Here is a 25,507-nt window from a genome sequence, read left to right as displayed (position 1 = left end):
CTCGGAGCGGCCGTAAAATCGTTACGGGGAAAACTGCTTGAGATAGGCGATCACGTCGGCCACGTCCTTATCCTCCTTCAGGCCGGCGAAAGCCATTTTCGTGCCTTTGACGACGCCCTTCGGATCATGGAGATAGGTGGTGAGCGTTGCCTCGTCCCAGACCATGCCGCCCTTGCCGGCATCCATCATCGCGGCCGAATATTTGAAGCCTTCATGGGTGCCGGCCGTACGGCCGATCAGCCCCTTCAAAGAGGGGCCGATCTTGTTCTGATCGGCATCTGAAACATGACAGGCCTTACACTTCGCAAATACTTTTTCACCTTGAGCCGCATCCTGGCCAAAGGCATAACCCGCCATCGGCAATAAAAGCCCGATGGCGCCAACACAACAGATGGCACGCATAGAATTCCTCCCAAAAGAGCGCGCATGGCGAGAGCGGCAGGATCGCCTTCATCATGGCGCTACGCACGCAAGGGTAGTTGTTGATGATGGTAAGTCAACATCGCCGTCTCCAGCTTTTTGGAAAATGAGGTTGCGCCTGGTTGCGGTGATCGTTTCGCGGTCAGGTTGACGAAGCCAGCGCCCGAGCATAATCTTTTTCACGCAGGCGCCTTTGAAATATGGCCTTCTCGCCGATGATGTTGCGCGCCGCAGGAGGCTCCGATGAACATGGTCGATCTCGTCCTGACGGTATGCCTTCTTTCCAATCCGGCCAGTTGTCGCGATGAACATCTTTTCTTCGAAAGCCGCGGCTCCCTGTTCCAGTGCATGATCCTGGCCCCGACGGAAATCGCCAAATGGTCGGGAGATCACCCCGCTTTGCGGATAAAACGCTGGCGTTGCGCCTTTCCGGACAAGGGCCGGAAAATCTGATTCGCGCCTTTAGAAACAACGCACATCCGCTTCCGCCTGCGCGCGACGCAGCTCGGAAACGGCGGATTTTGCTGCAGCGCCTTGCCTGAACAGCACGCCTCTTTCACCGGTTTGCAGCCCGAGACTGCGAAACGTCTCGGCTGCTTCGTAGCGATCATACGGAATGATCGATTCAATGACGTCGATCGAGCAAGAACAACTTTGGAGTGCGGCACGTGTCTCTCCATTCGCTGTCATGCAACCACGTACGTAATCCACGATTGCAACCGTTGGGTAGTCCGCATTTGCAAATGCGGCTGGTGCCGTGCCGAGTGAAACGAAGAAAAACGCAGCGCGGAAAAATCCGATAGACATTCGTATTCTCCTTTGGTGGCGGGCTTGTGTTTGGTCTTTCTGAAATCTGCCCGATGATCATCTTTGAAATATTATTTTGGATATTCAAATAATACTTATTAGCGATTGCAGTATTTTATATTGCGATACAGCATTACTTTTATCATAAAAAGACTATATCAATATTAAGCTTGCCTATGCCAATGTAATAACCTATCTTTCGATCGTTTTCCGGCTTCAAGGTCTTGCTTTTGGGAGGGGCATGACCCGCAGGCTTGTGGGTGGGCATTAAACGGTGCCCCGTGCCCATTCATGTGTCGTGACACGCTGTCGGAAATGTTTCCCGCATAGTTGAGAAAATCACTTGGCTGCCCTGGAACGCGCAATGGCTCGCGATGTCGACGCTTGCGCGAATGATAAGCATCGGGAGGATTTCACATGCGCCAATCTGGAAAACGTTTGATTGCACGAAAAGCATTTTTGCCCCTGGCGGCCGCGGGGTGTCTGGTCGCCGGCTTTGCCGGAACCGCTCTGGCCAATGACGAACTGACGACCCTTTCCGCCAATCCGAAGAACTGGGCCATGCCTGCGGGCAATTATGCCAATCACCGGTATTCGGAACTGAAGCAGATCACCAAGGACAACGTGAAGAACCTGCAGGTGAAGTGGAGTTTTTCCACCGGCGTCCTGCGCGGTCACGAAGGCGGACCGCTGGTGATCGGCGACGTGATGTATGTCCACACGCCTTTCCCCAACATCGTCTACGCGCTCGATCTCAATAAGGATGGCAAGATCCTCTGGAAATACGAGCCGAAACAGGATCCGAACGTCATCGGCATCATGTGCTGCGACACGGTCAATCGCGGTGTCGCCTATGGCGACGGCAAGATCATCCTCAATCAGGCCGATACGACGGTCGTGGCGCTGGATGCCAAGACCGGCAAGGTCGTCTGGTCGATCAAGAACGGCGACAAGACGGATGGCGGCAAGGGTGAATCCGGCACGGCAGCACCGCTTGTCGTCAAGGACAAGGTGATCATCGGCGTGTCCGGCGCCGAATTCGGTGTCCGCGGCTGGACGGCGGCCTATAATCTCAAGGACGGTTCGCTGGCCTGGAAGGCCTATTCGACCGGGCCGGATGCCGAGACGCTGCTCGATCCGGAAAAGACCACCCATCTCGGCAAGCCGGTCGGCAAGGATTCCGGCATGAACACCTGGGAAGGGGAGCAGTGGAAGACCGGCGGTGGCACGACCTGGGGCTGGTTCTCCTACGATCCGAAGACCAATCTCGTCTATTACGGCACTGGCAATCCCTCGACCTGGAACCCCGTCCAGCGGCCCGGCGACAACAGGTGGTCGATGACGCTGATGGCCCGCGATGCCGATACCGGCATGGCGAAATGGCTCTATCAGATGACCCCGCATGACGAGTGGGATTATGACGGCGTCAACGAGAGCATTCTCGTCGATGGCCTGAAGATCGACGGAAAGCCCCGCGACGTGCTCGTCCATATGGACCGCAACGGTTTCGGCTACACGCTGGACCGCGCCACGGGCGAATTGCTGGTGGCCAAGAAATACGATCCCAAGGTCAACTGGGCGACGGAAGTCGTGATGGATCCGAAGAGCAAGGAATATGGCCGGCCGCAGGTGGTCGCAAAGTATTCCACCCAGCAGAATGGCGAGGACAGCAATTCCACCGGCATCTGCCCGGCCGCCCTCGGCTCCAAGGACCAGCAGCCGGCGACCTATTCGCCGAAAACGGGCCTGTTCTACGTGCCGACCAACCATGTCTGCATGGATTACGAGCCCTACAAGGTGAGCTACACGGCAGGCCAGCCCTATGTCGGGGCAACGGTCTCCATGTATCCGGCACCGGACAGCCATGGCGGCATGGGCAATTTCATCGCCTGGGATGCCGCCAAGGGCGAGATCGTCTGGTCCAAGCCTGAACAGTTCTCCGTCTGGTCCGGCGCGCTTGCCACGGCCGGCGATGTCGTCTTCTACGGCACGCTTGAAGGCTATATCAAGGCGGTCGATCTGAACGGCAAGGAACTCTACCGGTTCAAGACGCCGTCCGGCATCATCGGCAACATCAACACGTTCGAACATGGCGGCAAGCAATATATCGCCGTGCTCTCGGGTGTTGGCGGCTGGGCCGGTATCGGTCTCGCCGGTGGCCTCCTGTCGCCTGAAAATGCTGCTGCTTGGCATGGCGCTGTTGACCAGGGCCGTGCGCAGGGTGACCAGACCGCAACCGTGGGAACGGCTGGCCTCGGAGCGGTCGGCGGTTATGCGGCCCTTGCCGATTATACGACGCTTGGCGGCCAGCTGACCGTCTTCGGTCTGCCCGAATAATCCGGGTTGCGGGACTGCGCCGGTCTTCCGGCGCAGTCCTTTGTTGTGTCGACTGGTGGGACATGCGCTTGAACGCGCCGGAGACGTCTTTGGGGTGACGTCGCGTCATCCGGCGCCGATTTTTTAAAAAATATGAGGTTCATCAATGGCTTTTCGCATTGCAGTGATGGCGTTCGGCGTAATCGCATTTTCATGTCTGGTGGGTGGTACAGCCCTTTCGGATGACGACATACAGAAGGCGGCGGTTGCCAGCGAGGAAGATGGCAAGTTCCTCGACAAGGATGGAAACCCCACCTTCAACATACAGGCCGACGGCACGGTCGACTGGTACACGTTCAGCGGCTATCGCCGTTACCATTCGGACTGTCATGTCTGTCATGGGCCGGACGGCGTCGGCTCGAGTTATGCGCCGGCGCTGGCGGAGAGCCTGAAACGGATCGATTATCCGACCTTCCTGTCGATCGTGGCGGAAGGGCGAAAAAATGTCGGCGGGGGCAAGGAGAATGTCATGCCGGCCTTCGGCGAGAACAAGAACGTCTACTGTTATCTCGACGATATCTACGTCTATCTGCGCGCCCGTGCAGTCGGTGCCGCACCGCGTGGGCGGCCGCCCAAAAAGGCCGACAAGCCGCAAGGGGCGAAGGATTACGAAACCTCCTGCATGGGAGGCTGAGATGGCTTTTGGCTCGGGACGTTCGGTGTTTGTCAGCGTCGTGAAACATGCCGCTGCTGCGATGGTCGCCATCCTGGCGCTTGCCGCGCCGCAGACTGTTTCGGCGCAAACTGCGGGCCTTGGCGCGGCTGGCGAACTGGTCGATCCGGATATCCTGCGCGTTTGCGCCGATCCGTCCAACATGCCGTTTTCCGATGAAAGCGGCGAGGGTTTTGAGGACAAGCTGGCGCAGATGGTCGCAGAAGGCACCGGGAGAAAGTCGGTCGCCTATACCTGGTTTCCATCGGTCATGGGTTTCGTGCGCAACACGCTCGGCGCCAATAGGTGCGATATCGTGATGGGTTATGCGCAGGGCGACGAGCTGGTGCAGAATACCAATGCCTATTACCGATCCGCCTATGTCCTCATCTATAAAAAGGGTGGCGATCTGGCCGGAGTGGAAACGCTGGTAGATGAGAAGCTGAAGGGAAAACGGCTGGGTGTGGTCGAAGGCACGCCGCCGACCGCCAGCATGGCGAAAACCCGGCTTCTGGAAAAGGCAAAAATCTATCCGCTGATGATTGATACGCGCGCGGCCCCCTCCATGGCGGAGGTGATGATGCGCGACATACAGGCGGGCGTCATCGATGCCGCCGTCGTCTGGGGGCCGATGGCCGGATATTACGCGGCGCGCTCGGATGTCGAGATGACGGTCGTGCCGCTGATCCACGAAAAGGGTGGCCAGCGGATGATCTATCGCATCACCATGGGCGTGCGCCCCTCGGACCAGAACTGGAAGCGCACGCTCAACACCTTCATTAAGGAAAATCAGCCGAAGATCGACAAGCTGCTCCTGGAATACGGCGTGCCGCTGCTCGACGAGCGCGACCAGAGAATTACGCAATGATGGCAGGTGCCTGGCAACAACCGAGGGCGGCTGCGCCGATCACAGACCAGATCTGAACGGGAGAGAGGGAAATATGGACGTCCGCGCCGCCGTTGCCGTACAGGCAGGAAAACCGCTGGAAGTGATGACGGTTCAGCTCGAAGGCCCGAAGGCGGGCGAAGTGCTGATCGAGGTCAAGGCGACCGGCATCTGCCATACCGACGATTTCACCCTCTCGGGTGCCGATCCGGAAGGCCTGTTTCCGGCGATCCTCGGCCATGAAGGTGCAGGCATCGTCGTCGATGTCGGCCCCGGCGTCACCTCGGTCAAGAAGGGCGACCACGTCATTCCGCTCTACACACCGGAATGCCGCGAATGCTATTCCTGCACCTCGCGCAAGACGAACCTCTGCACCTCGATCCGCGCCACCCAGGGGCAAGGGTTGATGCCGGACGGCACGTCACGCTTCTCGATCGGCAAGGACAAGATCCACCATTACATGGGCTGCTCGACCTTCGCGAACTTTACCGTCCTGCCGGAGATCGCGGTTGCCAAGGTCAATCCCGACGCTCCCTTCGACAAGATCTGCTATATCGGCTGCGGCGTCACGACCGGCATCGGTGCCGTCATCAACACGGCCAAGGTCGAGATCGGCTCGACCGCGATCGTCTTCGGCCTCGGCGGCATTGGTCTGAACGTGCTGCAGGGCCTGCGCCTTGCCGGTGCCGACATGATCATCGGCGTCGACATCAATCCGGACCGCAAGGCCTGGGGCGAAAAGTTCGGTATGACGCATTTCGTCAATCCGAAGGACGTCGGCGATGACATCGTGCCTTATCTCGTCAACCTGACGAAGCGCGGCAATGACCTGATCGGCGGCGCCGACTACACGTTCGATTGCACTGGCAATACCAAGGTCATGCGCCAGGCGCTGGAATCCTCGCATCGCGGCTGGGGCAAGTCGGTGATCATCGGCGTTGCCGGCGCCGGCCAGGAGATTTCGACGCGTCCGTTCCAGCTGGTGACGGGCCGCAACTGGATGGGCACGGCCTTCGGCGGCGCCCGCGGTCGCACCGACGTGCCGAAGATCGTCGACTGGTACATGGATGGAAAAATCCAGATCGACCCGATGATCACCCACACCATGCCGCTCGAAGACATCAACAAGGGTTTCGAGCTGATGCATTCGGGTGAATCGATCCGCGGCGTGGTGATTTACGGCTGAGGCGGGCGCCTTGCATGGCGGCAAAAGCAATGCGTGCCGAGCTGATGGCAAAGGCGTATGCTCCAGCGGCAATGTCTTATGGAGGAATATCTTATTGAGGCAAGGCAGCCGCCGGCGACCGGACGGACCTTGAGGAGAAGAGGAGGAGACTTGAATGGACAGTGCAGTTCAAATTCGCATCCATCCTGCCGTGGATAGCGGCATCAAGCCGGCCAGCCCCGGCTTTTCCGGCGGCACGCTGGTCTGCGCCTGCACCGATCGGCCGGTCAAGGTGAAGATCGAGGGCCAGATCGCCCATAACCATGCCTGCGGCTGCACCAAATGCTGGAAGCCGAAAGGCGCCGATTTTTCCGTCGTCGCCGTTGCCCCGACTGACAAGGTCACGGTTCTGGAAAACGGTGACAAGCTTGCGGTCGTCGATCCGAGCGCGCTTATCCAGCGGCATGCCTGCAAGGAATGCGGCGTGCATATGTATGGCCCGGTTGAGCGGGAACACGCCTTCCAGGGGCTTTCCTTCGTGCATCCGGAACGGTTCCAGGAAACCGGCTGGGCGCCTCCGGGCTTTGCCGCCTTCGTCTCCTCGATCATCGAATCGGGCGTCGATCCGGGCCGCATGGACGGCATTCGCGGGCGGCTGAAGGAAGTCGGGCTGGAGCCCTATGACTGCCTGTCACCGGGCTTGATGGATTATGTCGCGACATGGGTTGCGAAGAAGTCGGGCGCGCTGCCGAGCTGATTGCTGCCCGACGGATCGGCGTGACGCTGTTTTGCTCAACTCAACCTCATCCCTGTGCTTGTCACAGGGATCCAGCCGACGCGCGTCTGCGCGGCGAAAGAGTTTTTCCAGCCCACGGACGTGGGCTGGCTGGATTCCTGTGACAAGCACAGGAATGAGGTCGGTGAGGTAGCTGCCAGGGCTACCTACGCAGCCCAACTACGTACCCTGGAACTTTGCTCTAAGGTAAGTCGTGAGCGCACGGGAGCATCGTGCCCCCGCCTCAATGTTCCTTCACCGACTGCATCGCAACCGATGTGGACGTGCTCGCGACATGTGGCAGGCTGGAAATCTTCTCGCCCAAAACCTCGCGATACCGCCGGATATTCTGCGTCCTCACCTTCAAGAGATAATCGAACCGCCCCGCAATCATGTGGCATTCCTCGACCTCGGGAATTTTCCTGACGGCGGCGTTGAATGCGTTGAGCGCGCTTTCCCGCGTATCCGACAGTTTCACCTCGGCAAAGGCGACATGGTCGAGGCCGAGTTTCTGCGGGTTGAGCACGGCGCGGAAGCCGAGAACATAACCCTCCTGCACGAGACGTTTCAGTCTTGCATTGACCGGCGTCTTGGAAAGGCCGATCTTTTCGGCAAGATCCGTCACCGAGATGCGCGCATCTTCGGAGACCGCATCGATGATCTTGCGATCGAACTGGTCCAAATCGCCATAAAAGCCGTCGCGCTTGTCCATAATCACTGCTAACTTTCAAAAAATCAGGAAATTCACCTGAAATCTAGCGCAATATAGACCTGCTTGGAAGTTGTGTTTCCTCTATTCTCCCGCCGATCGCTTTCGTCGCGAAAGTCGGGTGCCCCATCCGGAAAATGCCGGATCGAATTTGGAAAGAAACAATGGCTCTTGAAGACACCAGCACCCCGGCATTTTCCGCCAAAGCCGTGCCCTTTGCCGATTTCGCGCCGCCGGTGCGGCCGCAATCGGACTTGAGGCGGGCGATCACCGCCGCCTACCGCCGTCCGGAAATCGAGTGTGTCGCGCCGCTCCTCGCCGAGGCCACCCTGTCTGCCGAGATGGTCGAAAAGATTCGTGCCACCGCCCGCGGCCTGATCGTCTCGCTGCGCAAGAAGAACAAGGGTTCTGGTGTCGAGGCGCTGGTGCAGGAATATTCGCTGTCCAGCCAGGAAGGCATTGCGCTGATGTGCCTGGCGGAAGCGCTTCTGCGTATTCCCGACATGGCGACCCGCGATGCGCTGATCCGCGACAAGATTTCCGCCGGCGACTGGAAGTCGCATGCCGGCGAGGGCCGTTCGCTCTTCGTCAATGCCGCCACCTGGGGCCTCGTCGTTACCGGCAAGCTCACCTCGACGGTCAACGACCGCAGCCTTTCGGCAGCGCTGACCCGCCTTATCGCCCGCTGCGGTGAGCCGGTCATCCGCCGTGGCGTCGATATGGCGATGCGGATGATGGGCGAGCAATTTGTCACCGGCGAGACGATCGACGAGGCCCTGCGCCGGTCCCGTCCGCTGGAAAAGCGCGGATTCCGTTATTCCTACGACATGCTCGGCGAGGCCGCGACGACGGCCAAGGATGCCGAGCGTTATTATGCCGATTACGAGGCCGCCATTCATGCGATCGGCAAGGCCTCTGCCGGCCGCGGTATCTATGAAGGTCCCGGCATTTCCATCAAGCTTTCGGCCTTGCATCCGCGTTATGTGCGCGGTCAGGCGGAACGGGTGATGCGCGAACTCCTGCCGCGGGTAAAGGCGCTGGCGGCGATCGCAAAATCCTACAATATCGGCCTCAATATCGATGCCGAAGAAGCCGACCGGCTGGAACTTTCGCTCGATCTGCTCGAAGAACTGGCATTCGATCCGGCGCTTGCCGGCTGGGATGGCATCGGCTTCGTTGTGCAGGCCTATGGCAAGCGCTGCCCCTTCGTGCTGGATTTCATCATCGATCTCGCCCGGCGCGCGAAGCGGCGCATCATGGTGCGCCTCGTCAAGGGCGCCTATTGGGATGCCGAGATCAAGCGTGCCCAGCTGGATGGCCTTGCCGACTTCCCGGTATTCACGCGAAAAGTCCATACGGACGTTTCCTACATCGCCTGCGCGCGAAAACTGCTCGGCGCGACCGATGTCATCTTCCCGCAATTTGCGACCCACAATGCCCAGACACTGGCGACTATCTATCAGCTCGCTGGCCCGGATTTCCGTGTCGGGCAATACGAATTCCAGTGCCTGCACGGCATGGGCGAACCGCTCTATGACGAGGTCGTCGGCGCCGATAAACTCGACCGCCCCTGCCGCATCTACGCCCCGGTCGGCACGCATGAAACGCTGCTGGCCTATCTCGTTCGCCGTCTTCTGGAAAACGGCGCCAATTCCTCTTTCGTCAACCGCATCGGCGATGCCGATGTCTCGGTCGATGAGCTGATCGCCGATCCGGCTGCCGTCGTTGCGGCCATGCCGAAGCCCGGCGCGAAGCACGATCAGATCGCGCTGCCTGTCGACCTGTTCGGCAAGGACCGCCGCAATTCCGAAGGTTTTGACCTTTCGAACGAGGAAACGCTGGTTCTCGTCGGCAAGGCCCTGCAGGAAAGTGCGGCTATCGACTGGTCAGCCGTCCCGCAGCTTGGCGATGGAACAGGTGAGGGCACCGCGCGCGCCGTTCTCAATCCTGCCGATCACTCGGATGTGGTGGGCGAGGTGAAGGAAGCCAGTGTCGAGGATGCCCAAAAGGCCGTCCGGCTTGCCCATGAGGCGCTCGGCGGCTGGTCGTCCGTTTCTCCGGCCGAAAGGGCGGCCTGCCTTGATCGTGCGGCGGATGCCATGCAGGCGCGCATGCCGGTTCTTCTCGGCCTCGTCATGCGCGAAGCCGGCAAGTCTGCCGCGAATGCGATTGCCGAAGTGCGCGAAGCGATCGATTTCCTGCGTTATTACGCCGAACAGACCCGCCGCACGCTTGGGGCTGCCCACAAGCCGATCGGCCCTGTCGTCTGTATCAGCCCGTGGAATTTCCCGCTGGCAATCTTCACCGGCCAGATCGCCGCCGCCCTTGCCGCCGGCAACACGGTTCTTGCCAAACCTGCCGAAGAAACGCCGCTGATTGCCGCTGAAGGCGTCCGACTGCTGCATGAGGCCGGCATTCCGGTCGCTGCCCTGCAGTTCTTACCGGGCGATGGCCGCATCGGCGCCGCCCTCGTCGCCGCACCGCAGACGGCCGGCGTCATGTTCACCGGTTCCACCGAAGTCGCGCGGCTGATCCAGGCCGAGCTTGCAGGGCGTCTCTCTGCTGCCGGCAAACCGATCCCGCTGATCGCCGAAACCGGCGGCCAGAACGCGATGATCGTCGATTCCTCGGCGCTTGCCGAACAGGTCGTCGGCGATGTCATCGCGTCCGCCTTCGACAGCGCCGGCCAGCGTTGCTCGGCTCTGCGCGTTCTCTGCCTGCAGGAAGATGTTGCAGACCGGGTGCTGACCATGCTGCGCGGCGCGCTCAAGGAATTGACGCTCGGCTCGACGGATCGGCTCAATATCGATATCGGTCCGGTCATCACCGCCGAGGCAAAAGGCAATATCGATGCCCATATCGAAAACATGCGCACCGCCGGCCGACCGGTCGAGCAGCTTGCACTGCCGCAGGTGGCAGCCAAAGGCACGTTCGTGCCGCCGACCATTATCGAACTCGATACGCTCGCTGATCTGAAGCGGGAAGTGTTCGGCCCGGTCCTGCATGTCATCCGTTATCGCCGCCAGGATATCGACCGGCTGATCGATGATATCAATGCCACCGGTTACGGTCTCACCTTCGGCCTGCATACGCGTCTCGACGAAACGATCGCGCATGTCACCGGTCGCGTGCAGGCCGGCAATGTCTATGTCAATCGCAACGTCATCGGCGCGGTTGTCGGTGTCCAGCCGTTCGGTGGCCGTGGCCTTTCCGGCACCGGCCCGAAGGCGGGCGGTCCGCTTTATCTCGGCCGTCTGCTGCAGGAGCCGCCAGTGCCGCCGCGGCATAGCTCCGTCCATATGGATCCGGCCGTGACCGATCTTTCGCAATGGCTGCGCGACAAGGGCAGGGATGCGGTCGCCGAAGCGGTGCGCGAACTTGGCAGCGAATCCGCGCTCGGCCTCGTGCAGGATCTGGTCGGTCCGGTTGGCGAGAGGAATACCTATGCGCTGCATCCGCGCGGCCGCATTCTCCTCGTTCCCCGCACGATTGAAGGCCTTATCGCCCAGCTCGGCGCGGCCATGGCGACCGGCAATAGCGTCGTGATCGATGCGGCATCCGGTCTTGAGGCTCAATGCCGCGACCTGCCGGCTGCGATTGCCGCGCGCATGGTCTGGACAAAGGATTGGGCCGTTAGCGGCCCCTATGCCGGTGCACTGATCGAGGCCGAAGGCGAAGAACTTGTCGCGATCCTGCGGCGCATTGCCGACCTGCCAGGTCCGCTTGTGCTCACCCAGTCAGCCGCGACGTCTGCCGTCTCCGAACCGAATGCCTATTGCCTGAACTGGCTGCTGGAAGAGGTGTCTACCTCGGTCAACACGGCGGCTGCCGGCGGCAATGCCAGCCTGATGGCGATCGGCTGACGGTTTCGCCACCGCATTGTGGCGAAACAAATGTCTCAGCTCGGCTGCATGAGGCCGAAGCTGGCGACGGTGGCCAGCGCCGCGAGGCCGAGCACGATCTCGGCCACGCTGCCGACCGCAAGAGCCGTCAGCATATCCGTGCGGCGGCCGAGCAGGGGCACGAAGACGTAGCGGTTGGTGACGGCGATGAGGATCATCGTCGCAACGATTACGACTTTCAGCGATAGCAGTGCCTGATAGGCAAAATTCCAGTCCAGCGGCAGGCCGCCGAGGATCGCCCAGGTGCTGGCCATGCCGGAGAGGATGACGAGGGTCACTGCAACATGGCCCGTCCTCGAAAACGCGATTAGCGCGTGCGCCGCCTCGGGCCGACTATGGTCATACCTCAGTTGCGGCAGGATGAGGATGAAGGCCGCAAGTCCCCCAAGCCAGAACCCGCCGGCTGCGAGATGAAGAAGGTCATTGGCGCGCTGGATGAGGCGAAAATATCCGGTGTGCATGGAGGCATGCCCGGAAAGCGGCAAGGTCGCCAGCACAAGGAGCCCTGCAATTGCCGTCGGTGCGATCCGGAGGCGCAGCCGTGGTGTCTGCGCGCCAAGCAGCAGCAGAACTGCGGCGGCCTGATAGAGCCAGGCTGTGCCGATATCCGTCTTGAGCAGGATGGCCGTGATGATCGATAGATCGATGGCGGAGGCCCATCCATCGCCGAGGATCGCAGCCTGAAGGGGCAGGGTTGCCGCACATCCGATCGTTATGGCGGTGACGGCCAACCAGCGGATGACGGCAAGCCTTGGCCAGATATCTCTGCTCAGGGGCGGCGATACGAAGGCCGCAAGATAGGCACCGGCGCCCCAGAGAAACAGGGCGCCGCTATCAAGCGCAAAGCGGCAGAGGGCGAGAAGCCCGCCGGGTTCGATCATGGCCGGTTGGTCAGGGTTTTACGGTAAAACCGTAGGAGCCATTGGTCTTGTGGCCATCGGTGGAAAGCACGTGCCAGTTGACCTTGTAGTCACCGGCCGCAAGCGGCGCGCTGATCGGGATCATCAAAGCCTTGCCGCCTTCCATCAGCACGCCATCCCCCAGCTTGATCGCCTTGCCGTCAGGCCCGAGAAGCTCGGCACCGCTGAAGGCGAGGTTCAACTCCTCGGTAAAGGTGAGGTCGATTTCGGTCGGTGCGGCTGTCACCGCCTTGTCGGCGGGAGAGGCGGCATGCAGATGCGCATGCGCAAAGGCGGCGCCCGTGGAGGCGAGAAAAGCCGAGACGGCCAGCGACACTGCAAGATGAATGCGAGACATGGAATTGCTCCAGAAAGAAGGGATTTTGGCCGCAGCAGGATGCTGCGTGCCGATTTACGCTTCGATCAGGAGTGAGGGCGGCGGGCGCGGGCCGGTATTGGGAGAAAATGGTCGCCGATAGTCGATCTGCTCCGGCATGGGTGCCGTGACGGAGGCATGACTGCGAAACAATGCATCAGGCAGGCTGCCCGGCTCCGGAAGCAGGCTGGAGGCACTGATGCGGCAGGCCTCGCAGCCTTTGTCGAACAGGCCGTGGTGATGGTCGCTTCTGTTGTCGTCCGACCCTGTATCGTCCGTGGCCGTTATGCAGAGGCTGGCGAAAGAACCGTCCGGCAGGGCGTAGTCGCTGTAATCTGCCGGAATGCCTGGTCTTTGAGGCCCCTGCTCCTGGGCCAGTGCGAGAGGACGATGCGCAAAGCCGATAAACAGGATTGCCGCCGCGCAGATGATGCGGAGCGCCACGTGTTCGGCTCTGGTCAAAAGATGTGTCACGATATGTCCTGCCTTCCAAAGCGTGTCGCGGCAGACGATATGCTCTGTGCAACCTGCTTCAGGCGAATTTTCGATATCACATCTGCAGATAAGCTCAATGCGGCATTCTGCTTTGTCTAAAGTCAAGGTCCCGTAGACTTACCCGGCTTTGTCCGGCCGGTGGGCACTCGACATCGGCCGCCAGTCGGTCTTACATCCGGTCCCGATACTGCTGACGCCTGACACAGGCAGGTCGGCTTGGGAGGACGACATGGATACGCATTTGCAGGACAAGCCCGACACGTTCCTCATCGTCGGGAGCTACACCGAAACTCTTCCGCATGTGGTGGGAAAGGGGATGGGCATCTCGGTTCTGCGGATGGATGGAGGCGATGGCTCCCTGTCGCCGGTCTCGAGCCTTTCAGGCCTGCGCAATCCCACCTATCTCTCGCTTTCGAACGACGGCAACATGCTCTACGCCGTCGAAGAAATTGCCCATGCGGAGGGCGCCGGCGCGAGGGCACTGCGTTTCGACAGAGAGGTCGGAACTCTGGTAGAAGTCGCCAAGGTTTCGGCCCATGGCGACTGCCCCTGTCATGTCGCGACCGACCATTCGGGCCGCCGGCTTTTCATATCCAATTATGTCAGCGGCAATCTGGCTGCCTATGCGCTCGACGAGGCAGGTGTGCCGACTGGTGATGCCGTCGATATCCGCCGCAGCGGTAGCGGTCCCAATCGCGACCGGCAGGAAGGGCCGCACCTGCATCAGGCGACCGCAACGCCCGGCAATGCCCATGTTCTCGTCTGTGACGCCGGTACGGACGAGATCGCCCGATACCCGCTTGGCGACGTGCTGATCGGCATCGACCCGGATCTCGTGGTCAAAACCAGGCCGGGCGGGCTTCCGCGGCATCTGGTGTTTGCGCAGAATGGAAAACACGTCTTCGTCGTCGAGGAACTCGGATGCTCCGTCTCGACCTATTCCTATGACGGACAAGGGATCGGGTTTCTTTCCGAGGTCTCAACATTGCCGGACGGTTTTGACGGCGATTGCGCCTGTGCCGCAATCCGCCTTCATCCGAATGGCCGCTTTCTCTACGCCTCGAACCGCGGACCGGACACGATCGCGGCTTTCGAGATCGTCGGTTCGGAGGGGCTGCTCAAGCCCGTCGGCTTCTATCCTACTCTTGGCCGCATACCGCGCGATTTCGCCATCGATCCGACCGGACGGTTTCTCGTCGCGGCAAATCAGGATAGCCATTCGCTTGTCGTTTTTGCCATCGATCAGCAAACGGGCGCGCTTGCCCCGACCGGACAGTCGTTCGAAACGGGCAGCCCGGTCTGCCTCGTCTTTGCGTGATTGTAGTCGCTGCAGTCCGACGGCCTGAGGTCCAGGCCACCTTCACACCAAAAAAGGTGTTTGCGTCCAGGACGGGAGAATCGGTAGTTTTCCGCGCGAAATGCAACTTTCACAAAACGGTGCGATAGTACCCGAGTGCATGTGCACCAGATGAGAGCGTCATTTCTTTCGTCTTCCTGTTGCCCTCGCCACTACCCCGGCGAGGGCCCCCACCCTGGCCTTGTCGTTCCGCGCTGACGCGGACGATGGAACATGCCTTTCTGCGCAGCCCACAATAATTTTGTCGCAAAGTGCGTGTATGAGGCAGGGCAGGAGCAAGCCCATGCAAAACGACCTGTCGATTACTGATGTCATCAACGATCCCCTCATCGCGCAGCTTCGGCACGCGGACGGGATGTCGGCCGAGCGCTTCGCGCGGCTGATGGAGTGCGCCTCCAATGCCTATACGGCAAACGCGCTTGGTAAGCTGCACGATCACCGCGTCGACATGTTCTATCGCGGCATCGGCGCCGGTGAGCTGGATGGCGCAATGCCCGTTAAACCCGATTTCCAGAAGATGTGCTGCTCGGCGTCCAGCTGGTAAAATCTAGCCGGCTGGCGAGTCACATATCTCAACCCGGCAATTGCTGCAGCCACGGGTGTTGTTCGCGGTCGCTTTCGACATAGCGGGCGATATCGGCTGCGTAGCTGGCCGTCAGGTCCAGATCGTCCCAGCCATTGAGAAGCTTGGTGCGCCAGACGGGTTCGATCTCGAACCCGAAAACGTGGTTGGCGACGCGGATCTCGCAGTTTTCTAGGTCTACGAATACGGACTCGTGCCCGTTCTCCAGCAGGCTCAGAAGTTCCTCGGCATCTTCCTCGCTGACGCGGGCGGGCAGAAGGCCGTTATTGACCGAGTTGGAGGCAAAGATGTCGCCGAAACTCGGCGCGATGACGCAGCGAAAACCGTAATCGACCAGTGCGTAGACGGCCGCCTCGCGTGATGAACCGGCCCCGAAATTACGCCTGGCGACGAGGATTTCCGAACCCTCGCGCTGGGGCGCATTGAGCGGAAAATCACTGATCGGCTTGCCTTCGCTGTCGAAACGCATGTCGTGCAGCAGGTATTGGCCATAACCTTCCGACCGCGAGCGCTTCATGAAGCGCGCCGGGATCAGCTGGTCGGTATCGACGCTGGCGAAGGGAAGGGGTGCGGCCTTGGCTTCGAGCTTGGTAAAAGGTTTCACGCGCGGCCTCCCATCAGATCACGGACATCGGTGAGCCTGCCGGTGACGGCTGCGGCGGCGACCATGGCCGGCGACATCAGGTGCGTGCGCGCCTTCGGCCCCTGCCTGCCCTTGAAATTGCGATTCGTGGTCGATGCGCAGCGCTCTCCCGGCGGAACGAGATCGCCATTCATGCCGACGCACATCGAACAGCCGGAATCGACCCATTCGAGGCCGGCATCGATGAAGATCCGGTCCAGCCCTTCCTGTTCCGCCTGCTGTTTGACGAGCGATGAGCCCGGCGAAACGAGGCCCGGCACCATGGCCTTGCGGCCGGAGAGAACGGCGGCAGCTGCCCGCAGATCCTCGATGCGGCTATTGGTGCAGGAGCCGATGAATACGCGGTCGACCGGAATTTCGGTAAGTGCCATGCCGGCGCGCAGGCCCATATAGTCGATCGCCTCACGAGCATGGGCGGCGCGGCCTTCGTCGCCGATGGCCTCCGGCTGCGGAACGGCACCGGTTATCGGCAGAGCATCCTCGGGGCTGATGCCCCAGGTGACGACCGGTGCGATATCGGTGCCGTTGATCACGATTTCGCGCTCGAACTCGGCATCCCCGTCGCTGACCAGCGAAAGCCATGCTTCCGCTGCACGATCGAAAATCTCGTCCTTCGGTGCGAGCGGCCGGCCGCGCAAGAAATTGACAGTGGTCGCGTCCGGTGCGACGAGGCCGCAGCGCGCGCCGCTTTCGATCGAAAGATTGCAGAGAGTGAGCCGCCCTTCCATGGAGAGGCCCGCAACGGCCGTGCCGGCATATTCGATCGCATGGCCCTGAGCGCCGTCAGCGCCGATCCGGCCGATCATCGATAAAGCCATGTCCTTGGCGCTGATGCCGGGCCCAAGTTTTCCATCGAAGCGTACCCGCATCCGCTTCGGCTTCTTCTGCCAGAGGGTCTGGGTCATCAGCACATGTGCGACTTCCGATGCGCCGATGCCGAAGGCGATCGCCCCGAAGGCGCCATGGGTCGAGGTATGGCTGTCGCCGCAGACAATGGTGGCGCCGGGCAGCGTGATCCCCTGTTCCGGTCCGACGACATGGACAATGCCCTGACGCGGGTCATTGAAGCCGTAGACCCGCAAGCCGTTCTGCCGACAGTTTTCCTCAAGCTGGGTGATCATGCCGGCAATCGCGGGATCGACGCGGGTGAGGTCGCGCACTTTTGTCGGGGCATAATGATCGACGATGCCGAAGGTGAGATCCGGCCGCGAGACCTTGGCCTGCTTTTCCTTCAGCTTGTTGAAACCGTGGAACGAGCCTTCGTGAACGAGGTGCCTGTCGATGAACAAAAGCTGCTGGCCATCCGCCTGCGTGGCGATGACATGGTTCCGCCAGACCTTGTCGAACAGCGTAAGCGGGCCTTGAGCCGTGGCCATTTCTACTCTCTCCCCTGGGCAGGCCGCACGCCGGAAAATCGCGGTCCTGCCGTAAACCTGTATTGAGACTAATACAGGTTTTCATCTCAAATCAAGCTGCCGCCCCGAATCTCTTTGCGGTTCAGGCGCTCGCGCCATCGGCGCCCTGCAGCCACGCCACATAGTCGTTGCATGCCTCATCCGGCGTCATGAAGCGGAAGTCGAAATCCTGCTCGAATTTTTTGCCGCAGACCGGAGAGCGCCGTTTAGACAGGTCGTCATTAAACGCGATCACGCTATCGCTGCCGTCGTCCAGACCATCACCCAAAGTCCAGCCGGCAAAGACCGAAGACAGTTTTCGGGCGAGCATTCGCACATGCCAGGTTTCGCCGAGGCTGAGATTGTAAAGATCCGATGGCAGTCTTTCGGCAGTCGCGAGGATGGCAAGCGCCTGGGCAATGTCGCGGCTGCTCGTCCAGTCGCGGGCGCCACCGGATGGCAGGAGAACACTTTCGCCATCGGCGGCCTTGCGGGCAAGCTGGAAAGGCGGGCTCATCGTTTCGCGCACGCCGGTCTCGTGTTCATGTGGACCGAAGACGGCTGTGATACGGGCACGTGCGACCGAAAGCCCGAAGCTGCGTGCCGCCTCCATTACCAGCCTTTCGCTGGCAAGCTTGGTAAAACCATAGAGCGTCGTCGGCATCGGATTGGTGTCTTCCGTCACCGGCTTGCCGTCAAACGGTGCCGCACCGTAAACGGCCGAAGAGCTCGGATAGACGAAACGGGTGATGCCGGTCTTGCGGCCTTCCTCGAGCAGGACCGAGGTCGAGACCGTATTGACGTCGAAAGCGTCGTTTGCGGTGGCAATCGCGCTTTTCGGGCCGAGTGTGATCGCAGCAGCATGGATGATGCAGGCGACCTCGTGACGAGCCAGTATCCTGGCAATCGCGTTCCGGTCCCGTACATCGGCAATTTCGAAAGCAAGCCCGTCGCCACCGGAAAAGCCTTGTGGCAGGGGGCGATCATTCAGCGCGACGACCTTTTCGCCTTTCGCCGCCAATGCCTCGATCAGATTGAGGCCGATAAATCCGCCGGCGCCTGTAATCAGAATGCTCATCGTTCAATCCAGTTTGGGCCAGTTCGGGTGTCGTCCGATTTTGCACCGCATATAGGCATTTTCTCGATTGACCACTATATGGGCATTGACGCAATCTGTCAGCTCTCCTATACAAAATCTGTATTAAAAATAGGATAGATTGGGAGCTGTCCTTGAGGCCTGCAACGGAACCGCTGAAGACACAGAAGGTCTATCTGCTGCTGCGGGACAAGATCGTCACCGGCGAGCTGAAGGCCGGTGCGCGCCTGCCGAGCGAGCTGGCGCTTGCCGACCAATACAATGTGTCTCGCGTCACCGTCCGGCTGGCGCTGGATCTTCTCTCCCGCGAGGATCTCGTCGAGAAGCGGGTGGGTTCCGGCACCTATGTGCGCGGCTCGACATTTGCGCAGCCGGTGACCGCCGATCTCTCCAACGCCTTTGCCCATCTGATTGAAATGGGTCGCTCGACGGCCGTCCGGCTGATCTCCTTCGAATATATCGAGGCACCGGAAAAGATCGCCGAGGCACTCGATCTGGAAGACGATGAGCGCGTCCAGAAATCGGTGCGCGTACGCTCCTTCGACGACGTGCCTTTTTCCTATCTCACCGCTTACGTGCCCGAGCGGATCGGTCGCGAATATTCCCGCGACGACCTTGCCCATATGGCGCTGCTCGAACTGATGGAGCGGGCTGGCCTGAGGGCCGAGACCGCCTGGCAGGAAGTGGGCGCCGTTCTGGCCAATCCGGAAGTGGCAGAAGCGCTCGGCATCGGCGTCGGCTCGCCGCTGATTTCGATGATCCGCGTCGTGCGCGGCAAGGGCGAAAGGGGCATGGAATATCTCCACGCCCTTTACCGGCCGGATCGCTACAGCCTGCAGATGAACCTCGTGCGCAAGGGCAGTGAAGGGAGCCGCCACTGGAGCCCCACGTCCGAGGGATTTCGGAGTGACACCGCAACAGGTTCCCGCGCAACGAAAACAAAGAGGGTGAAAGACAAATGAAAACGCTGACCAATTCCTTTTCCAGACGCACCGTATTGAAAGCAGGCGGCGCAGCCGCAACCATTCTGGCCGCGCCCGGCCTCGTCCGCGCGCAGGCACCGATCGTCAAGATCGGCCTTGTCCAGCCGATCACCGGCGCTTTTGCCGGTGACGGTGATCTTGCCCGTATCGGCGCCGAATACGCCGTCAAGGAAATCAACGATGCGGGCGGCATCAAGGCGCTGGGTGGGGCCAAGATCCAGCTTCTGATCGGCGATTCCCGCTCCAATGCGGAAGCCGGTGCGCAGGCGACCGAACAGCTGAAGACCGACGGCGCCGTCATCGTCGTCGGCGGGTTTGCCAGCGGCATCGCCATGACCGCCAGCCAGGCGGCGGCCCGTTACGAACTGCCCTTCATCATCGATGGCGCCGTCTCCGACGGCCTGATGACCCGCGGCCTGAAAAGCGTCTTCCGTTTCGGGCCGAGCTTTGGCGCATCGGCCGATGTGGCGCTGAAAAACCTCGTCGCCATCAACGACGCTGCCGGCAAGGCGGCGAAGACGGTTGCGATCGTCCACGAGGACGGCCTGCTCGGTTCCGGCCTCGCAAAACTGATGCAGCAGCGCCTGCCGCCGCTCGGCTTCCAGATCGTCGAGACGATTTCGCACCCGACACCGGCGCGCGACATGTCGAATGTCGTGCTGCGGCTGCGGTCGCTCAATCCGGATCTCATCATCCCGTCGATGTATTTCAACGAGTTCGTGCTTCTCGCCCGCACCATGCAGCAGCAGCGCGTCAAGCCGAAGGGCATTTATGCCCTCTTCGGAGGTGCTGCATCCAGCTACAAGTTCGTCAGCGAATTCCCGGATGCGGCCGAAGGCGTGATGGACGTCAACCACTGGGGCGATCCGAAGAACCCGACCAACGCCAAACTGATGGAAGCGGTAAAGGCGACCGGCAAATTCTATGCCTATAACACGCCGATCAACTATTCGCTGATCCAGATCGCGGCGCAGGCAATTGAAATGGCCAAGAGCACCGAAAGCGGTGCGCTGGTGGAAGCCCTTGCCAAGAACGAGTTCGACAGCGGCGTCATGCCCTATGGCAGGACGAAGTTCGATGCGACCGGCCAGAACGTCAATGCGCTTCCGCTCAACACCCAGGTTCAGGGCGGAGACATCAAGGTCGTTTATCCAGAACAGTTTGCGCAGTCCAAGCCGAAATTCCCGGCCAACGGCTAACCCGGAGAGGGCGGCAGGGCCCGGAGCGGCGTATTTTGCTCCGGGCTCATTTTGAAGGAAAATCATGTATTCGCCGACAATCATTCTGGAAGCGCTTGTCAACGGGCTGATGCTGGGGGCCGTCTATGCCCTGATCGCACTTGGCCTGACCCTGATCTACGGCGTGCTTCACATCGTCAATTTTGCCCATGGCGCGCTTCTAACCGTCTCGATGTATCTGGTCTGGATCGGCTGCGAATATTTTGGCCTCGATCCTTACGTCGCGATCCTGTTCGTGACGCCGGCCATGTTCGCGATCGGTTATTTCCTCCAGCGCCTCGTCATCGGCCCGGCCAGTCGCGGCTCCGATAACGGCATACTGCTCGTGACACTGGGGCTTTCCATCGTCATCCAGAACCTGCTTCTCGCCGGCTTCAATTCCGATACGCGCACCATCGTCACCGATTACGCTTTCGGGGTCATCCCGCTCGGTCCGCTGCTTCTCTCGCAGCCGCGGGTGATCGGGCTTGCGGTCTCGGTCGTCACCGCCGGCCTGCTCTGGCTGGTGCTGAATCGCACGGATATCGGCAAGGCGATCCGCGCCGTCGCCAAAGAAAAGCTCGGTGCGAGCCTTGTCGGCATCGATGTCGCCCATGTCTACGCGATGACCTTTGCGATCGGCACGGCCTGTCTGGCGATCGCCGGCGGCCTTCTGATGCCGTCCTTTTATGTCAGCCCGACCACGGGTGCCGCCTTCGTGCTCGTCGCCTTCACCATCGTCGTTCTAGGTGGCATGGGCTCCATCCCTGGCGCGCTGATCGGCGGCCTGCTGATCGGCGTCGTCGAAGCCGCCTCCAGCCTCTTTCTCGGCGACAGTCTTGGCCAGATCGGCATCTTTCTCATCTTCATCCTGGTCCTGCTGTTCAAGCCGACCGGCCTGTTCGGAGCGCGCTAATGAAAAAAGCCGAACTTCTTTGCGCTCTGGCTTTCCTTATCGTTCTTGGCCTGCTGGCGCTTGTCGGCCTGCCGGGCAACATCTTGAACCTGTTCATCTTCATGATGATCATCACCCTGACGGCCCAGGGCTGGAACCTGCTCGGCGGTTACGGTGGCCTCTCGTCCTTCGGCCATGCCGCCTTCTTCGGAACTGGCGCCTATGCGATGACCGTGCTGCAGACCAGTTTTGGCATCAATGCCTGGGTCGCGCTTGTCTGCGGCGTAGCGCTTGGCGCGCTCGTCGGCGCCTTCATCGGTTTCCTGAGTTTTCGTGCCGGCCTGAAAGGATCCTATTTTGCGCTGATCACGCTCGCTTTTGCGGAAGTGCTGCGCATTCTCGCCAATAGCTGGGATTTTACCGGCGGCGCGGCGGGCATGATGATCAAGCTGCAGAACGGCTTTGCCTATCTGCAATTCTCCGACCGTCGTTATTTCTTCCTCATCCTTCTCGTCTTCGTGGCCCTGGCGCTGTTCCTGTCGCGCTGGCTCGAACGCTCGGCCTTCGGGGCCTATCTGATTGCCCTGCGTGAAAACGATCAGGCGGCCCAGGCGCTCGGCGTCGATATTTTTCGCGTCAAAATGCAGGCGATCACGCTCTCCGCCGGCCTGACCGCGCTGGCCGGCTGCCTCTATGCCCAGAACTTTCTCTTCATCGACGCCAATGTCGCCTATGGTTCCTGGATTTCCATCGAGGCGCTGTTTGCCGCGATCGTCGGCGGTGCCGGCACGCTGATCGGGCCGCTGATCGGCGCCGTCCTGCTGCTCGGCCTTGGAGAGGTGACAAAGTCCTTCTCGGGCGGCATTGCCGGCCTCGACCTCGTCGTGTTCGGCATCATTCTCGTGCTCTGCGTCGCCTTCGCGCCGAACGGCATTCGCGGTTTTTTCGCCAATCTGAAGCGCCGGCGTTCTGCCGCCGCCGAAGCAGCGTGAGGGAGAGGACGATGCTCAAGGCTCAAAACCTCACGAAACGCTTTTCCGGGCTTCTCGCCGTCGACAATGCCTCGATAGAAGTGCAGCAAGGCTCGATCACTGGCCTGATCGGCCCGAACGGCGCCGGCAAGACGACGCTGTTTGCGATGATTGCTGGCTTTCTGCCCCCGAACGGCGGCTCCGTCACCTTCGAAGGCGAGGACATAACGCAGGAAAAGCCGCATTTGCGCGCTCGCCGCGGTCTTGCCCGCACGTTTCAGATCGTCCAGCCATTTGCCGGCCTCAATGTTCGCGACAATATCGCCGTCGGCGCCTATCTGCACACGAAGGACCCTGACGAGGCAAAACGTCAGGCCTCTCTGACGGCGGAAAAAGTCGGTCTCGGCCGCGAACTCGACAAGCTCGCCTCGGGCCTGACCATTGCCGGCCGCAAGCGGCTAGAGCTGGCCCGTGCGTTGGCGACGCGCCCAAAACTGCTTCTGCTCGACGAAGTGCTCGCCGGCCTCAACCCCTCCGAAATCCGCGACGTGCTGCCGATAATCCGCCAGATCCGCGATGAAGGCGTCACGATCCTGATGATCGAACATATCATGCAGGCGGTGATGAACCTCTGCGACACCGTGCATGTGCTTTCTCAGGGAAAGATGATCGCCAGCGGCGAGCCGCGCATCGTCTGCAATGATCCCGCGGTCATCGAAGCCTATCTTGGCCATGGCGCTGCCGAGCGCATCCGCAGCGAGGGGAAAGCCAATGCTTGAGATCACCGACCTGCGCGCTGGTTATGGCGGCACGGAAGTGCTGCGCGGCCTGACCCTCTCTGTCGGCAAGGGTGAAATCGTCGCCGTTCTCGGCTCGAACGGCGTCGGCAAGACAACCCTCAACAAGGTTTTGTCCGGCGTGCAGCCGGCTCGCAGTGGGGCGATCCGTTTCAATGGTCAGGACATCTTTGGGGCGAGTGCCAAGACCGTGGTCTCGGCTGGCCTCATCCATGTGCCGGAAGGCCGAAAGATCTTTCCGAACCTGACCATTCTCGAAAATCTCGAGCTTGGCGGTTATTGCCGTCCGAAAAGCGCGCGCCGCACCAATCTCGACAAGGTGTTTTCCATCTTCCCGCGATTGAAGGAGCGCACGACCCAGCTTGCCGGCACCATGTCCGGCGGCGAGCAGCAGATGCTGGCGATCGGCCGTGGCCTCATGGGCGAACCAAAGCTGCTGATCCTCGATGAACCTTCGCTCGGCCTCTCGCCGCTTCTGGTCGAAGAGATGTTCACGCTGATCCGGCGCCTGAGCGACGACGGCCTGCCGATCATGCTGGTCGAGCAGAATGTCGTGCAGTCGCTGGAACTCGCAAGCCGCGCCTATATCCTCGAAAACGGCACCGTCACCATTTCCGGCGATGCGGCAAAGCTGAAGGACGATCCCGAACTTCGCCGCGCCTATCTCGGCCTTTGAGACGGGGAGGGGTAGATGAACCGCGTCGAAATATCCGATCGCAGTTTCGACCTGACCGTACCGCTCATCATCATCGGCGGCGGTGCGGCCGGCATGGTGGCCGCTCTGACGGCAAAGGCCGAAGGCCTCGATCCGCTCGTGCTTGAACGCGATCCTCTGCCGCGCGGTTCGACGGCGCTTTCGGCGGGGCTTATTCCCGCGGCCGGTACGAGGTGGCAGAAGGCTGCCGGCATCAGCGATGCTCCGGAGATTTTCGCGGCCGATATTCTTCAAAAGGCGCATGACGAACCGGATCCGGCTCTTGTGCAGCTTGTGACGCAAACAGTGGGCCCAACGCTGGAATGGCTAGCCGATACCCATGGCCTGCCGTTTTCGCTGGTCGAGGACTTTCGTTATCCCGGCCATTCGCAACTGCGCATGCACGGCCTGCCGTCGCGCTCGGGCGGCGAACTGATCGATCGGCTCCGTTCTGCCGCCGAACAGGCCGGCATCGATATTCTGACCGAGGCGCATGTCGAGACGCTTGTCGTCGGCAGTGATGGAAAAGTTCGCGGCGTTATCCTGTCCCGACCGGACGGTACTCGCGAAGAGATCGGCTGCGAAGCCCTGATCCTCGCCTGCAACGGGTATGGTGGCAATCCGGCTCTCGTCGAAAAATACATTCCGCAGATGCGCGATGCGCTCTATTTCGGCCATCCCGGCAATCAGGGCGACGCCCTTCTCTGGGGCGAGGAGATCGGTGCTGCGACCCACCATCTCGGCGGTCATCAGGGCCACGGCTCGGTCGCCCATCCGGCCGGCATATTGATCACCTGGGCAACCGTCATGGAGGGCGGCTTTCAGGTCACTCTGCATGGCGCGCGCTTTTCCAACGAAGCGCAGGGTTATTCCGAACAGGCGGCCAATGTGCTGGCGCAGCCAGAGAGCATAGCCTGGACGGTGTTCGATCAGCGCATCGCCGCCATTGCCGCCCAGTTCGAGGATTTTCGTGAAGCCGAGCGGCTGAATGCAGTGATTTCGGCCGAGACGATCGAGGAATTGGCAGGTCGGATGCAGGTCGATCCCGACAGACTGGCAAAGACTTTTGCACAGTTCGAGGCCTGCAAGGTCGATGGCTCGGAAGATGATTTCGACCGCGGATTGGCCGGCATTTCGGCGCTCCAGCCACCGTTCCGTGCCGTAAAGGTCACCGGTGCGCTGTTCCATACCCAAGGCGGGCTCGTCGTGGATGGCGAGGCGAGGGTGTTGCGCGAGGATGGCTCGGTCATCGCCAATCTGTTTGCCGCAGGCGGGGCCGCCTGCGGTGTGTCCGGCAGCAATGCCAGCGGTTATCTCTCCGGCAACGGCCTTTTGACGGCGGTTGCGCTCGGCCGCGTCTCGGCGCTTTCGGCCGCAAAGCTTCTCAACAGTTCGGGTTAGGCCTCGCGATGGCC

Annotated in this window: 25 protein-coding genes; 16 read left to right on the top strand and 9 right to left on the bottom strand. The window is 60.8% G+C overall.

Annotated features, from left to right (window positions below; genetic code table 11):
- Positions 1–21 precede the first annotated feature (21 nt).
- Positions 22–402, bottom strand: coding sequence for a c-type cytochrome (locus FHW37_RS01770; RefSeq protein ID WP_145631782.1), 381 nt, complete (start codon positions 400–402; stop codon positions 22–24).
- Positions 403–663: 261 nt separating this feature from the next.
- On the opposite strand from FHW37_RS01770, the gene FHW37_RS01765 reads away from it, so the two are divergent.
- Entirely contained in the window at positions 664–873 is a 210-nt protein-coding gene (locus tag FHW37_RS01765; RefSeq protein WP_145631780.1) for a hypothetical protein, read from the top strand.
- A 9-nt stretch (positions 874–882) separates the two neighbouring features.
- On the opposite strand, the gene FHW37_RS01760 is transcribed toward FHW37_RS01765, so the two are convergent.
- The gene (locus FHW37_RS01760) at positions 883–1,227 is read right to left on the bottom strand and encodes a hypothetical protein (protein WP_246690632.1); all 345 of its coding nucleotides are present in this window, start codon (positions 1,225–1,227) and stop codon (positions 883–885) included.
- A gap of 417 nt (positions 1,228–1,644) precedes the next feature.
- On the opposite strand from FHW37_RS01760, the gene FHW37_RS01755 reads away from it, so the two are divergent.
- From FHW37_RS01755 to gfa, 5 genes are all read left to right on the top strand, one after another.
- Positions 1,645–3,564: a methanol/ethanol family PQQ-dependent dehydrogenase gene (locus tag FHW37_RS01755; protein ID WP_145631777.1), complete on the top strand. Its 1,920-nt coding sequence runs from the start codon at positions 1,645–1,647 to the stop codon at positions 3,562–3,564.
- Between the two features lie 145 nt (positions 3,565–3,709).
- Positions 3,710–4,237: a c-type cytochrome, methanol metabolism-related gene (locus tag FHW37_RS01750; protein WP_145631775.1), complete on the top strand. Its 528-nt coding sequence runs from the start codon at positions 3,710–3,712 to the stop codon at positions 4,235–4,237.
- Position 4,238: 1 nt separating this feature from the next.
- Positions 4,239–5,123, top strand: coding sequence for a substrate-binding domain-containing protein (locus FHW37_RS01745; RefSeq protein ID WP_186458106.1), 885 nt, complete (start codon positions 4,239–4,241; stop codon positions 5,121–5,123).
- Positions 5,124–5,196: 73 nt separating this feature from the next.
- A complete protein-coding gene (locus FHW37_RS01740) occupies positions 5,197–6,327 on the top strand; it encodes an S-(hydroxymethyl)glutathione dehydrogenase/class III alcohol dehydrogenase (protein ID WP_145631773.1) in 1,131 nt (376 codons plus the stop codon).
- Between the two features lie 154 nt (positions 6,328–6,481).
- Complete coding sequence (gene gfa / locus FHW37_RS01735; RefSeq protein ID WP_145631771.1) at positions 6,482–7,063, top strand: S-(hydroxymethyl)glutathione synthase; 582 nt, start codon at positions 6,482–6,484, stop codon at positions 7,061–7,063.
- 262 nt (positions 7,064–7,325) lie between these two features.
- Here the strand turns inward: gfa and FHW37_RS01730 are convergent, their stop codons facing one another.
- Positions 7,326–7,793 carry an Lrp/AsnC family transcriptional regulator gene (locus tag FHW37_RS01730; protein ID WP_145631769.1) on the bottom strand — a complete coding sequence of 156 codons (468 nt, stop codon included), beginning with the start codon at positions 7,791–7,793 and terminating at the stop codon, positions 7,326–7,328.
- A gap of 161 nt (positions 7,794–7,954) precedes the next feature.
- Here FHW37_RS01730 and putA point away from each other — a divergent pair, with 161 nt between their 5' ends.
- Positions 7,955–11,653, top strand: a complete 3,699-nt coding sequence (gene putA, locus FHW37_RS01725; RefSeq protein WP_145631766.1) for a trifunctional transcriptional regulator/proline dehydrogenase/L-glutamate gamma-semialdehyde dehydrogenase — start codon at positions 7,955–7,957, stop codon at positions 11,651–11,653.
- Positions 11,654–11,688: 35 nt separating this feature from the next.
- On the opposite strand, the gene copD is transcribed toward putA, so the two are convergent.
- The 3 genes from copD to FHW37_RS01710 are packed head-to-tail and all read right to left on the bottom strand — an operon-like array spanning position 11,689 to position 13,441.
- Entirely contained in the window at positions 11,689–12,573 is an 885-nt protein-coding gene (copD, locus tag FHW37_RS01720; RefSeq protein ID WP_145631764.1) for a copper homeostasis membrane protein CopD, read from the bottom strand.
- 10 nt (positions 12,574–12,583) lie between these two features.
- Positions 12,584–12,949 carry a copper homeostasis periplasmic binding protein CopC gene (gene copC / locus FHW37_RS01715; protein ID WP_145631762.1) on the bottom strand — a complete coding sequence of 122 codons (366 nt, stop codon included), beginning with the start codon at positions 12,947–12,949 and terminating at the stop codon, positions 12,584–12,586.
- 54 nt (positions 12,950–13,003) lie between these two features.
- On the bottom strand, positions 13,004–13,441 hold the full coding sequence (locus tag FHW37_RS01710; protein ID WP_145631760.1) for a hypothetical protein: 438 nt from the start codon (positions 13,439–13,441) through the stop codon (positions 13,004–13,006).
- Positions 13,442–13,691: 250 nt separating this feature from the next.
- Here FHW37_RS01710 and FHW37_RS01705 point away from each other — a divergent pair, with 250 nt between their 5' ends.
- Entirely contained in the window at positions 13,692–14,780 is a 1,089-nt protein-coding gene (locus FHW37_RS01705; RefSeq protein WP_145631758.1) for a lactonase family protein, read from the top strand.
- A 322-nt stretch (positions 14,781–15,102) separates the two neighbouring features.
- Complete coding sequence (locus FHW37_RS01700; RefSeq protein WP_145631757.1) at positions 15,103–15,363, top strand: hypothetical protein; 261 nt, start codon at positions 15,103–15,105, stop codon at positions 15,361–15,363.
- 28 nt (positions 15,364–15,391) lie between these two features.
- Here the strand turns inward: FHW37_RS01700 and leuD are convergent, their stop codons facing one another.
- The 3 genes from leuD to FHW37_RS01685 all read right to left on the bottom strand — a co-directional run bounded on the left by leuD (position 15,392) and on the right by FHW37_RS01685 (position 18,517).
- Positions 15,392–16,006 (bottom strand): 3-isopropylmalate dehydratase small subunit, encoded by a 615-nt coding sequence (gene leuD, locus FHW37_RS01695; protein WP_145631754.1) that lies wholly within the window; start codon positions 16,004–16,006, stop codon positions 15,392–15,394.
- Positions 16,003–17,421 carry a 3-isopropylmalate dehydratase large subunit gene (leuC, locus tag FHW37_RS01690; RefSeq protein ID WP_145631752.1) on the bottom strand — a complete coding sequence of 473 codons (1,419 nt, stop codon included), beginning with the start codon at positions 17,419–17,421 and terminating at the stop codon, positions 16,003–16,005. Before leuC ends, leuD begins: the two co-directional genes overlap by 4 nt.
- Positions 17,422–17,542: 121 nt before the next feature.
- Entirely contained in the window at positions 17,543–18,517 is a 975-nt protein-coding gene (locus tag FHW37_RS01685) for an NAD-dependent epimerase/dehydratase family protein (protein WP_145631750.1), read from the bottom strand.
- 152 nt (positions 18,518–18,669) lie between these two features.
- On the opposite strand from FHW37_RS01685, the gene FHW37_RS01680 reads away from it, so the two are divergent.
- From FHW37_RS01680 to FHW37_RS01650, 7 genes are all read left to right on the top strand, one after another.
- Positions 18,670–19,497 carry a GntR family transcriptional regulator gene (locus tag FHW37_RS01680; RefSeq protein ID WP_145631748.1) on the top strand — a complete coding sequence of 276 codons (828 nt, stop codon included), beginning with the start codon at positions 18,670–18,672 and terminating at the stop codon, positions 19,495–19,497.
- Positions 19,494–20,717 (top strand): ABC transporter substrate-binding protein, encoded by a 1,224-nt coding sequence (locus FHW37_RS01675; protein WP_145631746.1) that lies wholly within the window; start codon positions 19,494–19,496, stop codon positions 20,715–20,717. The genes FHW37_RS01680 and FHW37_RS01675 overlap by 4 nt, the downstream gene beginning before the upstream one ends.
- 64 nt (positions 20,718–20,781) lie before the next feature.
- A complete protein-coding gene (locus tag FHW37_RS01670; RefSeq protein WP_145631745.1) occupies positions 20,782–21,651 on the top strand; it encodes a branched-chain amino acid ABC transporter permease in 870 nt (289 codons plus the stop codon).
- Entirely contained in the window at positions 21,651–22,622 is a 972-nt protein-coding gene (locus FHW37_RS01665) for a branched-chain amino acid ABC transporter permease (protein WP_145631743.1), read from the top strand. Before FHW37_RS01670 ends, FHW37_RS01665 begins: the two co-directional genes overlap by 1 nt.
- A gap of 11 nt (positions 22,623–22,633) precedes the next feature.
- Positions 22,634–23,380: an ABC transporter ATP-binding protein gene (locus FHW37_RS01660; RefSeq protein ID WP_145631739.1), complete on the top strand. Its 747-nt coding sequence runs from the start codon at positions 22,634–22,636 to the stop codon at positions 23,378–23,380.
- Positions 23,373–24,074 carry an ABC transporter ATP-binding protein gene (locus tag FHW37_RS01655; RefSeq protein WP_145631737.1) on the top strand — a complete coding sequence of 234 codons (702 nt, stop codon included), beginning with the start codon at positions 23,373–23,375 and terminating at the stop codon, positions 24,072–24,074. Before FHW37_RS01660 ends, FHW37_RS01655 begins: the two co-directional genes overlap by 8 nt.
- 15 nt (positions 24,075–24,089) lie before the next feature.
- Positions 24,090–25,493, top strand: coding sequence for an FAD-dependent oxidoreductase (locus tag FHW37_RS01650; RefSeq protein ID WP_145631735.1), 1,404 nt, complete (start codon positions 24,090–24,092; stop codon positions 25,491–25,493).
- Positions 25,494–25,507: the final 14 nt, after the last annotated feature.

Source organism: Neorhizobium alkalisoli (assembly GCF_007829835.1).
Lineage (GTDB): Bacteria > Pseudomonadota > Alphaproteobacteria > Rhizobiales > Rhizobiaceae > Neorhizobium.
This window is presented reverse-complemented; position numbering and strand designations above follow the sequence as displayed.